Raw genomic sequence first — 12,933 nt, forward strand, 5'->3', positions numbered from 1 at the left:
GTGATGTGGAGTACGCGATCACCCGCGAGACCTGGGCTCAGCAGCGCGACCAGCAGTCATCACCAGAGCCGATCCACAGGTCTTGACAATAGCTCGGTCAGCGAGGGCACGGCCGTCTCCGCCGGCGCCCTGAGGCCGGGCGACCTGCTGTTCACCCGAGGGACAGCCGCCGTGCCGGAGCACGTCGGGATGTTCATCGGCGGCGGCCTCGTCGTGCAGGCCCCCAAGACCGGTGACGTGGTCAAGGTGTCGCCCCTGGCCGAGTGGTCGCCTCAGATTCTCGCGGCCCGCCGGATCGTCTGACCGGCGCTTCTCCGCCCTCTCCTCTTCTCCCCCAGTTCTCTTCGGTGCACCTTCGCGTGCCCGGAATCCCCCTGGAGTTCCTCATGTTCCTCGCCGATGCCGTCACCCACCTCGCCTTCGACCCGGGAATCCAGCCCAACGAGGGCGGCCTGCCCGGCCTCTCCGTGCTCAAGCAGGTAATGGGCTCGCTGAACCTGTTCGGCATCATCGCGGTGGTCGGCGCGCTCGCCGTCAGCGCGGTGTGTGGGCCTGGGGCCACCACTCCGGCGGCCACCAGGCCGAGGCCAAGAACTCGCAGGTTGGCAGCGGTCTCGCTCTGGCCGGACAACGCGGCGTTCTCCAGCGCGAGCAGGTTGATGGCGCTTGCGTAGGTCTGGAGCCGGGCTTCGAGGAAGCGGCAGTGGGCTTGGAGGTCGGCGTGCTTCTTCTTGAGGTTCTCGAACGCATCGGCGGACCGCGTCTGGACGGCTCGCTTTGCCTCGTCGTCGGCGGTTGCGGCCTGGAAGAGGTCCTTGAGGTCGGGGTGCTGGTGGGTGAGGTGCCAGCGTTTGACGTCGGCCTCGATGGCGAGCTGGGAGATGTTGAGTCGGCCGTTGGAGCGTTGGGGGGTGCCGGCGAACAGGCGGTTCATTGCGGCAAGGATCGCGCGCCGGACGGGGACGGTCTCGTTGTTGATGGGGAACCTGGTCATGGGGCGGCAGCTCGCTGTCCGTGGGCGGTGATGATCTGTTCGAGGCGGGCGAGTTCGTGGCGGTCGCGTTCGTGCCGGATGGATGGAGCGAGCGGGTCCGCGACGATCTCGGCGAGGCGGGCCGTCTGGGTCCGGATGTGGTGGATGTCGCGGTCGGTCCGGGCGATGTTGGGACATTTGGGCCGGCAGTCGTCGGTGTCCGGGGTGACCATGGGGTCGCCGGCACCGCCGCGGATCTGGCAGGCGGCGGTGACCGGGTTGAAGACGCAGGTCATGCCCTGTCCGTGGTGGATCTGCAGGAGCGGGTTGCCGAGCAGGTCCCGGGATTGGCGTTCACGGACGATCACTCTTCCGGCGAACTCGCGGCTGGCGGCGTTCACCCGATAGCGGTAGGTGTCGGCGGCGGGTCCGCTGACGTGCTCTCCCTTGTCGAGGGCTTGCTGGTCCTCAGCGATGCCCTCGATGCGAAAGAGCCAGTCTTCGAAGGCGTATTCGTCGGGGAACCCGGATTCGTAGAAGCCTAATGGTGCAGTCGGGTATCGGAACTCTCCGAATAGCACGGTGCCTCATCTGTCGGCGCGTTCGGCTCCTCATCGAGTTGGGCGGCATCGGCCCGATAGGCGGCCTGTGGCACCCCGCCGGGCTGGCGCCGGCCCCCACGTACCGCGGCCCGCCCCGAACCGGCGAACCGGTCGGGGCGGGCTGCGGGTGCGGCTCCTCGGGTGCTGGGGCGGGACGGCCAGGGGGTCGCCGCGGCCCCGACCGCCGGGTGGTGCGGCGGGACTACTTCTTGTCCGCGCCGTCCTTGCCGCCCTGGTTCATCATGCCGCCGAGGGCGCTGAGGTTGCTGGCGCCGCCGGTGGCCACGGCCGGTATCGCCTTGGCGGCTGCGTCGGCCGCGATCTGCGACATCTTCTGCATGTGTTCGGTGGCGGTCTTCAGGGCTTCCTGGGCGCGTTCGCCGGCGGCCTTGTCGTTGCTCGCGGCGGCCTCGATGCCCTTGGTGAGGACCTGGCTGACGGTGTTGATGCCGCTCATGTCGCGGAACAGGTTGGCGGTGGCGATGGCCTGCGCCGTCTGGAGGCCGGCCGGGTCGGGCATCGCCATCATCGGCGTGTACCGCGCCTCGGAGGGGCTCAGGGCGGCCACCTTGGTGTCGAGGGTCTGCGCGCGGGAGGCGGTGGAGACCGGGGCGATGTCGGCGGGCGTGATCTGGATGGGCGAGTCCTTCCAGTTCCAGAACCGGGTGAGGTCGATCTTCTCGGCCGAGTTGGCCCGGCCGAGGACGGCTTCGGCGAAGACGCCCTTGGTGGCGATGGCGACCGTGCTGGTCACGGGCGTCCCGTAGGCGGTGGCGGTCGTCTTGCGGGCGTTGGTCCAGTCGTCGCGCTCCTTCTCGCTGGTGAAGTTCCACCGGAACCCGAGGTAGTTGCCGGTCGTGGCGATGGGCTTCGGGTCCAGCACCGTACCGAGCAGGACCGGCTGGGCAGTCGAACCCGCGGGCGCGTAGGAGTAGTTGGCGAGAATGCGGCTGAGGGTGAGCTCGTCGGCGTTGGCCCAGACCGCCTGGCTGTAGTGGCGGCGGTTGTCGTTCAGGTGGTCCAGCACCGCCTGGGAGACGTTGCCGCCGCGCACGTGGAAGCCGAGCGAGGAGACGTAGGTGCGGCTGCCGGTCTTCACCGTCGCGCCGAAGAGTCCGCAGATGGCCGAGGCGCCGCCGGCGTCCTCGGTCAGGTCGGGCGTGGCGGTGGTGCTCTCCGCGATCCCGAAGTTGGCCACGCCGGAGGTCATCGTCAGGCGCAGCCCGGCGAGGCTGCCGCGGGCGGCGGTGCCCGACCAGGCGTCGACCGAGATCAGCTTGTCGGCGCCGCCGAAGGTGTAGGAGGCATGGCGCAGGATGCCGGAGCCTCCGGTGTCGCCGCAGCGGGCGGTCTGGCCGGGGAAGACCACCTGGATGCTGCGGATCCCGGCGTCGTCGTACCAGACGTCGATCCTGGAGGCATACGGGGAGTCGGCCTTCGGCTGGTAGTCGAACGGGGCCGGGGTGTCCCGCTGCGCGGCGAGGTACCGCAGCAGTGTCCCGTCGAGCTTGAGGATCCAGTAGTCCCCGCTGACGGCCGAGACGACCGCGGCTATCCCCCTCACGTCCTTGATGAAGGGGTTCGTGGGCAGGCTCCAGGCCGCCGCTCCGGACTCCAGCACGAGGGCGATGGCGTTGTTGATCTTGAAGGTGCCCCAGAGCGAACCGTCGGCAGCGGCGAACAGCCGGTCCGGCTGCCCCTTCCGTTCCACCCAGCCGGTGCCGCTGCGCTCGTAGTACTGCCCCTGCCGGGAGTACCAGACCTTGCTGCCGGCAGCGGCGACCTCGTCGGCCTGGACGTTGAGCTGCTGCCGGGTGCCGTCCTGGGGGAACTGCCACAGGCTGTTGTCCCCGCCGACGATGTAGAAGGTGCCGTCGCCGCCGCAGGCCATGCTCAGCCCCTTGAAGCCGTGCGAGTCGGCCTTCCAGGTCGTCCCGTCGAAGCGCACGACCGTCTTGTCGGCCCGCAGCCCCCAGACGACGTCCTTGCCCGGCACGATGCGGTTCAGGCCGTCGGTCAGCCCGGCGGTGGGCATCGGGTTCCACTGCCGGGCCACCGGGTCGAACCGCACCGGGCTGTTGTCGGCCTTGCGCAACCCGTACACGCCCATCGGGCCGCCGGCGATCTCGGCCAGGTCCACCCCGTCGAAGGCCTGGCCCACCGGCGCCTCGGGCGCGGTGAGTGCGTCGAGCTTGCGCACGGTGGTGTCGAACGGATTCGCCGCCCGGATCTTCGCCGCCCACTCGGCCGGCGCCACCGACGCGAGCACCTCCTTGTACCGCTGGAGGCTGGAGTAGGTGAAGGTCAGCTCCTGGAGCGGGATGAACAGGCAGCGTTCCAGCTTCGTCGGCGTGGTCGTCACGCTGTAGACCTGCACGACCTCGTAGTACTGCACCGACATCGCGTGCATGTGGTTGTAGTTGGTGACGACCCGGGTCAGCACCTGGTCCTTCTCCGCCTGCGAGGTCTCCCGCACCACCGTCATGTTCCGGCTGCGCGCGGCGGTGGCCAACTGCTGGGTGCGCGCGCTGATGCGCTGCGAGGCCTCGTCCGCCACCGACTTCACCCCGGTCGAGCGCGACACCGCGCTCGAGAAACCCGTGTTCGACGAATTGCTCCAGTTCCCGCCGATGCCGCCGCCGAACCACGCGATGCCGGCACTGCCGCCGGAGCTGCTCGACTTGCTGAACTGGAACGCCTGGGAGTCGCCGTGCTGCTCCTCGCGGGCGATGGCGTTGGCGAGCTCGCTGATCGAGCGGTTCTGGTCGGTGGTGGAGGAGAGAGTGTCGGCCTCGGTGGTCTTCTCGGTGCCGGTGGCCTTGGTGGTGCCCTGCCAGTCGACGACCGCGACCTTGGTGCTCTCGCCGGGCGCGAGGGCGAGGCTGTGCAGGAGGCGGCCGAGCGTGACGCCCTGGGCCGACCAGCTCTGCTCGGTGGTGACGATCATGCCCTCGGCGGGCTTGTCGTAGAACGGGAGGTTCTCCTCGCCGAGGTCGATCGCGCCGGTCAGCTTGCGGGCCGGCTTCGCGTTGGGGATGTCGGTCAGCACCACCGACCGGTACCGGACGATCTCGGTCGGGTAGTTGCCGGTGGTCGGCAGCAGGTCCTTCGGCGTCGCGCCGTCCAGGTTCGCCCGGTCCACCTGGATCGCGGGTGACGTACTCGCCGGCGTGGCCGTGGTCGCGGGGGTGGCCGTGGTCGTCGGCGTGGCCGTACTCGCCGGGGTGGCCGTGCTCGCCGGGGTGGTGGCGGGTGTTCCTGTGCTCGGGGTGGTCATCACGAATCCCGTCTGCGGAGAAGATGAGGGTGGGGCGGCGCGACACCGGCACCAACTGCGCCTGGCGCCAAGGCGAACGACGCCCTCCGGACCGGGAACCTACACAGCGTGATCACAGCAGCGTCACACTTTGACGAGAATGGCCAGAAACAGTGTCCGAACCAACAGTCCTCCCGTGCCACGCCAGGCCGGACTTCACAGCGCAGGCATCTTCGTCCGGTCGGACTTGGCCAAGTTCGGCCAACTATCAGACATGTGATGAACCGCCAGATGTTCTGCGAATAGCATGAGTTGAGAACCGGAGCGGCATCCTCCGGTCCATGCTTTCGAGAGGTAGATCCCATGTCACTGGTCCTTGACAGCCGACCCGCGCCCGGAGGGGGCTTGCGCCGCTTGAGGCGCGGCGCGGCGGCGGCGCTGGCCACCGCGGTGCTCGGCGCGGTCGGCGCGGTGCTGCCGGTCACCGCCGCGCACGCCGCCGATCCGGCGGAGCTGGTCTACCTGGCCGACCCCGTCCACAACACGCTGGTGGCCTACGACCTGTCGAGCGACAGCGTGGTCAGCACGGTCCCGGTCGGGACCAGACCCTCTGCCCTGGCGGTCTCGCCGGACGGCTCGCAGGCCTGGGTCGCCAACCTGTTCGGCAGATCGGTGTCGGTGGTGGACACCGCGACCAACACGGTCGCCGTCACCCTCGCACCGGGCCGAACGCCGAGCGCCGTCGCCTTCTCCCCGGACGGCGCGCACGCCTACGTCGCCGAGAACTCGTCCGGTCAGCCCCCCACCATCGACGTGTACGACACCGCCACCTTGACGGTCACCGCGCACATCCCCGTCGCCGGCGGGGTGGACAAGTTCGCACCGACCCCTGACGGCGCGACCCTGTACGCGGCCGTGTCCGGTGGCATCACGGTGATCGACACCGCCACCAACACGATCACCGCCGATATCCCCACCGCCGACCACCGGGCCATCAGCGGTCTGGAGATCAGCCCCGACGGCTCGAAGGTGTACGCGGCGAACCTCAACGCGGGAACCCTCTCGGTGTTCGACACCACCGCCAAGGCGCTCACGGCGACCATCCCGGTCGCCCACCTCGTCGGCTCGCTCGCGCTCAGCCCGGACGGCGCCTACGCCTACGTCACCACCCGCGAGTCCGGGACGGTGGCGGTGGTCGACATCGCGACCGCCGCCGTGGTCGCCTCGATCCCGATCGCGGGCACCGCGACCTCGATGCTGGCGGACCCGGCCGGAAACTACCTCTACGTCGCCTCCGGCCTGGGCAGCATGGCGGTCGTTGACACCTCGACCAACACCGTCGTCCGCAACACCCCCATGGGGGCGTTCGCGCAAGCCATGGCGTTCGGGCCCGCCAAGCCAAAGCCCATTGTCACCACGGTCACCCCCGGCCATGGCCCGACCGCGGGCGGCACCACCGTCACCCTGACGGGCAGTCACCTCACCGGCACCACCGCCGTCACGTTCGACGGTGTCCCGGCGAGCAACGTCACCGTCGTCGACTCCTCCACCGTCACCGCGACCGTCCCGCCGCACGCGGCCGGCACCGTCGAGGTCACCTTGACCGCCAAGGGCCGCACCGTGCCCGCCGGGCAGTACACCTACGAGGTCCCCGCGCCCGCGATCACCGCCCTCGCGCCCGACCACGGCCCGCTGGCCGGCGGCACCACGGTCACCCTCACCGGCAGCAACTTCACCGGCGCCACCGCGGTGAACTTCGGCGCCACCCCGGCCACGTCGTTCACCGTCGACAGTGACACGCAGATCACCGCCACCGCCCCCGCGGCGGGCACCGTCGGCACGGTCGACGTCACCGTCACCACCCCGGCCGGAACCAGTGCAGCCGCCCACTACGGCTACGTGTACGCCTTCGGCGGCTTCCAGGCCCCGGTCGACAACCCGCCCGCCGTCAACCAGATCAACGCCGGACGCTCCGTCCCGATCAAGTTCTCCCTCGGCAGCGACCACGGCCTCGGCATCCTGACGGCTGGTCAGCCTGCCGTTCAGCAGACCGACTGCACCACCGGCGCAGCCGTCGGCACACCCGTACCCGCCGAGACCGCCGGGGGCAGCACCCTCCAGTACGACCCCGCGAGCGGCACCTACACCTACGTGTGGAAGACCGCCAAGGCCTGGGCCGGCACCTGCCGGGCCCTCACCCTCGGGCTGAACGACGGCACCACCCACACCGCACTGTTCCACCTCGGCTGACAGCCCGGCCCCACACCGGGAGGCCACCACCAGGACACCCCCGGTGGCGGCCTCCCGGCTCACCGCGGTTACTCGTTGCTCCGCTCACCTCGACCGCCGGCCCCTGGCAGGCCGCAGTTGGCGGACGCCCTCGCACTGCCAGCGGGTTTCCTGGAACTTCGGCCCGTGCCCCCGGCCTCGAACAGGTGATGCCCTGCTGCCGTTCACCTCCTGCTGGACTACCCAGCCGCCGGAGCGCGCGCCGCATCCCGTCGCGCCCCCGCCCGCTCCCCGCGCCCTCTACCGGTTCGGGTGGGCGGGGAGAAGGATGGCCGGGGAGATCGACTCTGTAGCGAAGGGGGAGAGCATGGGTACGCACGAGAAGCCGCCGCCACCGCCGGGAGAAGGCACCCCGCCCCCCGGAAACTCCGACGGACAGGTCCCACCGCCACCGCCTGGGGACGGGAAGCACAAGAAGTGACCGACCTGCCGGAGTGCCGTGACGGCCTCGCGCGGTCCATGGAGCAGCGCGGAGCGTGGCCCGAGCGCTCGCCGTGGCTGCGTGCGGCCGTCACCGCGCTGCCGCGCGATCTGTTCGCCCCGGCGCGGTTGTGGCGATGGGACGGCCGGGCGTACGTGCCGGTGGACCGTGGTGTGGACTCCGCCGGGTGGATTGGTGAGCTGTACCGGGACCAGGACGCCGCGGCCGTCACGCAGGTGACCGCCGGGCTGCCCACGTGCAGCCTCTCCGCGCAGGCCGTGGTGGTGGACATGCTTGACTCCCTGCTGCTGGAGCCCGGCCACCGGGTGCTCGACCTCGGGACCGGCGCCGGCTGGAACGCCGCCCTCGCCGCGTGGCGGGCCGGGCCCAAGCGGGTCACCACCGTCGAGGTCGACCCTGCTCTCGCCGAAGCGGCCCGCGCGAGTCTGCAGGCGGCCGGCCTGGACGTCGCCTGCGAGGTCGCCAACGGCACGACCGGCCTTCCCGGCGGCCGGTTCGACCGGATCATCGCGACGTACGCCGTCGAGCGGATTCCGTTCGCCTGGGTCGAGAGTTGCGTGCCGGGCGGACGGATCGTCACCCCCTGGGGGCGCCTGGGGCACGTCGCCCTCACCGTCGCCGACGACGGCGCTTCCGCGAGCGGCTGGGTGCAGGGCCTGGCGCAGTTCATGCCCGACCGGAGCGAGCCCGGCGCCGGCCCCGACTTCGCGCAGGTCCGAGGAGACGCCCCGGCCGACACCGCCCGGCCCCTGCACCGCGACCTCACGGCGCTGCGCGCGGACTGGAACCTGCGGTTCGCGGCGCGCGTCGCCGCGCCGGATGTCCGGATCACCACCGCCCTCGACGAGGACGGCACGTCGGCGTGGCTGCATGACGGCGCCGCCTCCTGGGCCGTGCTGTCAGCTGCCGCGGGCGGGCCGGGCACCGTCCACCAGGGCGGCCCCCGCCGCCTCGCCGATGAGCTGGAAAACGCCTGGCAGCAGTGGGAGCAGCTCGGCGGCCCGACGCCCTACGACTACGGGATGACCGTACGCCCGGACGGCCAGTTCGTGTGGTTGAACGACCCGGACACGGGCCCGCGCTGGCCGGCCGCCCCCGAGCACCAGCAGGCCCGCGCCCTCCAATCAGGATGACCTTCACCGGTGGTGGGTCGGCGGGCCGCTCTATCGGCACGCCGACCCACCACCGGCTACGGGTGCGTGCCAGGGTGCTCAAGTGCCAGATGTTCGGCCGGCCCGGCTCCGATCTCCTGCGCAAGCGCGTCCTGCTCTACTCGTGAGCCCCAGGTCAGTCCGCCTCATCAGGGAGCCCGAAGCCGTCCGGTCACCCTTCCAGGAACTCCCGCCGCGCCGGGGCGGACTCAGCTCCAGCCATCGTCCCCAGGAGATCGACGAACTCGCTCCGCTGATCACTCGACAGCTTGCTGACCAGGTGCCAACGCCCTCCAGAACCTTGACGGCGGAGTTGGCGGTGACCCAGGTGCCCTCGTCGGCGATGAACGGCATCCCCCGTCCGGGCGTTGGTGCCGCAGCGCGGTGCGGATGCCATCGGCGACCAGGGCGTGCTGGGGCAGCGGCGCGAGGGCGCACAGGACGGCGAGGTGGATGAGCAGATTGCCCTCCCACAGGGTGTGCGGGAGCTGGGTGGAACGCAGCAGGGCGATGTCGCTACCGGAGGTGGGCCGGCGTTGCGCGTGGGTGAGGACGGCCTGGACGGCGGTCATCTGGACACGGGCCCAACTGTGCAGGCGGTGAGGGGAGAAGGCCCCGAGAGCCGGTAACCAGGTGACCGGGACGGCACCGGTCATGGCGAAGATCACTTGCAGGAGGGCGTGCTTGCGTGCGCTGGTGAACTCCGGTGGGTGGATAAGGAAGTCCGCGAGGTCCAGCGGGAGCGGCGTAGGGTCCGGATCTCCCAACGCGGCCCGAGCCAGCAGCCGGTCCAGCGGGCGAGGCGAGTCGCGGTCGCCCGGGCGGACCGGCTTGCCGGTCCGGCTATCCCAGCGGTCACATGGACGCCCTACGCCGCAGCCTCCACAGCGCCGGCGGGGGCGCGGCCTCGCCAGCGCCGAAGAGGGCCGCCGGCAAGATCCGGGGCGGTGGGAGGACGAGCCCTCCGCCAAGACTGCCACGGACAAGACGGCCGCGAAGCGCGCCAGCGCCACCGGCAAGCAGCAGCTCCACCAGCTCCCCAAGGTCGAACTCTACAAACCTGCCACCGACCTTGGCCTCCCCCACCGCTCCACCATGACCCGCGACGACCTCCAACACGCCATCGAACAAGCCGGACGCCACCACCGGAGGGCGGCCTCCTGAACCGGGATCCCATGGCCCGGAGACCTCGTTCGCGGCGAAGCGGTCGGGCTCGTCGAGCCGCAGAATTGCCAGCCGTAGTCCGCCGGGTTCCGAGTAGGTATTGGGAGGCCGTCACCCGCGAGTGGCGGCCTGTGGGCGTCTACCGTCCCGGGGGTCAATGCCGCGCCACGCTGTCGTACGTCTGCCGGTGCTTCTAGAGGTTGACGCAGACCACCCAAGCGACCAGGTCGACAGGGACGCTCCGCGTCGATGGGCGGTGACATGGCGTCACCGAAGCGGGGAGGTGACCGGCCCGGTGGCCGCCCTGGGGCAGGCCCCCTGGGCGGGCAGTGTCCCGATGCGCGGCTTCACCTGGCGGCGTGATCAGCTGCGCCTGCACGACGGCGCGCGGCGGCGGTCCGCCGATCCAACCTGCGGTTCCAGGACCGCCGCGTCGCTGACCTCGAAGCCCAGATGGCGGCCACCTGATCGCTCAAGCAATGCCGCTCGATCAGCTCCGTTGACCAGGGGAAACTCTTGGTCAACGGACCGCGCGGTATGCGAGGCTCCGCGATATGGAGCCCCACAACGAGCAGAGAGCAGGCGAGGTCCTGCATCAACGAGGCTGGCGCAAGGTATTCACCGTCCAAGAGATGGTCGACAAATGGGCCTGGCTCGTGGGCGAGGTCGAGAACGGTTACGACGACATGGTCGAGGAATACACCAACGACCTCTACAGCCGGAACTGGCTTCACGAGGCATGGCCGATCCTCGCTGAACGCGTGATCGTGATCTGGACTCCGCGGATCAAAGCCCTCGACGACCGATTCCGGGCCGCCACGGTCTTCGACGACGGCATCGCCATGTCGCAGTTCCACCGGATCAGCGGATTCGACCCCATCGACATGTGGTGGTGGCGACGCCACCCCCGCCTGCTCGTCGGTGACCTCGGTCGTGGTCTCCGCCTGGCCGGAGCTGCTGAGTCGCCCTCGTCTTCCTGACGCCGTTCCAGCTCACGGCCGCGTCGACGGCAGCCACTCGGCATATCTGCTGGCGAGTTGGTCGCGCACCTTGGTGCTCTCGGCGAAGAGGTCCACGCCGCCGTCATAGGGGTGCACAGCCCATGCACAGTCGGGTTCGGTCAGGATGACGCCGGCGGTCATGTCGTCGGCCACGCAGAGCAGGAGCCGGTCCAGTGCGGGATCGTGCAGGTCCGTCGCGGAGACGTAGTGGTGCTGCCACGAGTGGAAGCCCGGCTCGATGGCCAGGTCATCGCTTCGCCAGTGCGTCGCCCCGGGCGTGGTGGCAGCGACCGCAGCGTCTCGCGGAGTCGGGGAACCGGTCGCGGACCAGGAGCAGCTGATCGCCACCAATCCTCCGCCGTCGACCGTGACGTCTCCGAGGAGATCCTCCAGAAGCGCGTGGTGACGACGCAGGATCTCGGCGTGCTCGACGTCCGAGGTCGCATACCTCTTGCCCTCCGGGAGGGCGTGGAAGCGGACCCAGCGCTCTGGGAACCGGTGGCGCAGACGACGGGCCTCCGGCGGGCACTTAGGCCACGACCTGTTCCAGGCGCCGTCGAATCCGGCAATGTCCACCGACTGCTCTCTGCCTCTCATAACACCGCAACATAGTCGATCTTGCTGTTGGGGGCAGTGAAGTATCCGGCAGGCCGCTTGACGCCCCTCGTGCTCGCGGTGGCAGGGTTGGACCAGTTCAGTCCTGCGATCAAAGCATCTGGCCGTCAGACGACGAGGGCATACGAGAACCACTCCAACGAACGACACAAAACCGCAGCAAGCGCCCGTCGCTGACATGTAGTCTATGAATCGTCGCAGTTCAGAGCCGGTTTCCGAGCTCCTGCGGTCGGTAAACTCGACGATGTGACACGCCTTCGGCTCCACCGCGGCGACGACCAGGACACCCTGGACCTGATCCACGAGCTGATGGACCTGAACGTCACGCTCGTGCTGATCGGCGTCGACATCCCCCACTCCGGACTGCTGCGGGGCGCCTACGTCGACCCCCACACCAAGCAGTGGGTCTTCCCGGACGTCAAGCGAGGCAAGAGCCACAACGACGAGTCCTCGACACAGACCGAGCGGCGCTTCGACATGGGTCGACCTCGATCCGTTCGACTACTCCACCCCCACCGGGATCACCGCCTTCCTCGAACACCTCGCGGGGATCGAGGAACAGCTGCGGCTGTTCCGCTCCTTCGAGGGCATGCTGACCACCGGCGGAATGCCCGAGTATCTGTTCCGCCGAACGCACGGCATCGTCGGACTGCTTCGACGGCTGGTCGAGGACGGGTGCACGGAAGCGATCACCAGCGGCGAGGAACGGCTGACACCCGAGCTTCTGGCCCGCACCGCCGTCCGACTGGGCAACCTGGCCGACCTCGATCCCGAGGCGGGCGAGGTTCCGGAGATCCCCGCGAACGTCAAACCTCCACAGCAGCCAGGGAAAAGGCGGGAAGGAGGCCGCGCAACACGGTCTTCGACGACCAGGGCGACAGGCCGGCCGGCGATGGCTGAGATCCCCGGCCGGTCGCTGGCCCGAAGCCTTGACCCGCTGGCCGGCGAGTCCATCGGCGGCTACCTGCTGCGGCTCTCCCACCGCCTCCGCCTCTCGCCGATCCGCCTGGCCCGGTTGACCGGCTGCACCAAGCAACCCTCGCCCACCCGGCTCGGCCGCAGACTCCTGCTGGACCTGGACATCCGTACCTTCGCCCGCTCCACCCGGTTGAGCGAGGACGAAGCGGCCGCCCTGACGCTGCTGCCCTGAGCGGACCGCTACCCCCCGATCTGGCGGCTGACCAGCAGCACCATCGTCCGGCCGGTGCGCGATGACTGGCTGTTCAACAAGGTCCCGCGATACTGCCCGCGCTGCCTCGCGGGTGACGGCACCGCGATCCAGCAGCACGGCGCCCCTTGGAAGAAGGCATGGCCTCTGCCCGTTGCCTTCGTCTGCCCGGTCCACTGTCCTGCCTCTCTCCGACGAGGATGAGCGGAGGAAATCGCTCACCTCTGATGAACGCGTGGGCCGCGTCGACGAACGGTTCGTTGGGCACGTCG

At 69.9% G+C, this 12,933-nt stretch carries 11 protein-coding genes and 1 pseudogene; 8 read left to right on the forward strand and 4 right to left on the reverse strand.

Annotated features, from left to right (window positions below; all coding sequences use genetic code 11):
* Positions 1-303 (forward strand): NlpC/P60 family protein (locus AB0J08_RS39015; RefSeq protein ID WP_360644078.1); only part of this gene is annotated, 303 nt, incomplete at its 5' end.
* Positions 304-386: 83 nt separating this feature from the next.
* A pseudogene (locus tag AB0J08_RS39020) lies at positions 387-589 on the forward strand (hypothetical protein); the annotation flags it as partial.
* 401 nt (positions 590-990) lie between these two features.
* Here AB0J08_RS39020 and AB0J08_RS39025 read toward each other — a convergent pair.
* Together AB0J08_RS39025 and AB0J08_RS39030 are read right to left on the reverse strand one after the other, a co-directional pair.
* The gene (locus AB0J08_RS39025) at positions 991-1,554 is read right to left on the reverse strand and encodes a hypothetical protein (protein WP_360644108.1); all 564 of its coding nucleotides are present in this window, start codon (positions 1,552-1,554) and stop codon (positions 991-993) included.
* A gap of 223 nt (positions 1,555-1,777) precedes the next feature.
* Positions 1,778-4,852 carry a hypothetical protein gene (locus AB0J08_RS39030; RefSeq protein ID WP_360644081.1) on the reverse strand — a complete coding sequence of 1,025 codons (3,075 nt, stop codon included), beginning with the start codon at positions 4,850-4,852 and terminating at the stop codon, positions 1,778-1,780.
* Between the two features lie 384 nt (positions 4,853-5,236).
* On the opposite strand from AB0J08_RS39030, the gene AB0J08_RS39035 reads away from it, so the two are divergent.
* The 3 genes from AB0J08_RS39035 (at position 5,237) to AB0J08_RS39045 (ending at position 8,841) form a co-directional block, all read left to right on the forward strand.
* Positions 5,237-7,081 (forward strand): PxKF domain-containing protein, encoded by a 1,845-nt coding sequence (locus AB0J08_RS39035; protein WP_360644084.1) that lies wholly within the window; start codon positions 5,237-5,239, stop codon positions 7,079-7,081.
* A gap of 456 nt (positions 7,082-7,537) precedes the next feature.
* Complete coding sequence (locus tag AB0J08_RS39040) at positions 7,538-8,695, forward strand: methyltransferase domain-containing protein (protein ID WP_360644087.1); 1,158 nt, start codon at positions 7,538-7,540, stop codon at positions 8,693-8,695.
* Complete coding sequence (locus tag AB0J08_RS39045; protein ID WP_360644090.1) at positions 8,692-8,841, forward strand: hypothetical protein; 150 nt, start codon at positions 8,692-8,694, stop codon at positions 8,839-8,841. The genes AB0J08_RS39040 and AB0J08_RS39045 overlap by 4 nt, the downstream gene beginning before the upstream one ends.
* Positions 8,842-8,970: 129 nt before the next feature.
* Here AB0J08_RS39045 and AB0J08_RS39050 read toward each other — a convergent pair whose 3' ends face one another.
* Positions 8,971-9,285 (reverse strand): hypothetical protein, encoded by a 315-nt coding sequence (locus tag AB0J08_RS39050; protein WP_360644093.1) that lies wholly within the window; start codon positions 9,283-9,285, stop codon positions 8,971-8,973.
* A 1,146-nt stretch (positions 9,286-10,431) separates the two neighbouring features.
* Here AB0J08_RS39050 and AB0J08_RS39055 point away from each other — a divergent pair.
* Positions 10,432-10,857 carry a hypothetical protein gene (locus AB0J08_RS39055; protein WP_360644097.1) on the forward strand — a complete coding sequence of 142 codons (426 nt, stop codon included), beginning with the start codon at positions 10,432-10,434 and terminating at the stop codon, positions 10,855-10,857.
* 12 nt (positions 10,858-10,869) lie between these two features.
* On the opposite strand, the gene AB0J08_RS39060 is transcribed toward AB0J08_RS39055, so the two are convergent.
* Positions 10,870-11,931 (reverse strand): hypothetical protein, encoded by a 1,062-nt coding sequence (locus AB0J08_RS39060; RefSeq protein WP_360644100.1) that lies wholly within the window; start codon positions 11,929-11,931, stop codon positions 10,870-10,872.
* A gap of 454 nt (positions 11,932-12,385) precedes the next feature.
* On the opposite strand from AB0J08_RS39060, the gene AB0J08_RS39065 reads away from it, so the two are divergent.
* Entirely contained in the window at positions 12,386-12,643 is a 258-nt protein-coding gene (locus AB0J08_RS39065) for a hypothetical protein (protein WP_360644102.1), read from the forward strand.
* A 54-nt stretch (positions 12,644-12,697) separates the two neighbouring features.
* Complete coding sequence (locus tag AB0J08_RS39070) at positions 12,698-12,865, forward strand: TniQ family protein (protein WP_360644105.1); 168 nt, start codon at positions 12,698-12,700, stop codon at positions 12,863-12,865.
* The last annotated feature ends 68 nt before the right edge of the window (positions 12,866-12,933 follow it).

This window comes from Kitasatospora sp. NPDC050463 (assembly GCF_040655255.1).
Lineage (GTDB): Bacteria > Actinomycetota > Actinomycetes > Streptomycetales > Streptomycetaceae > Kitasatospora.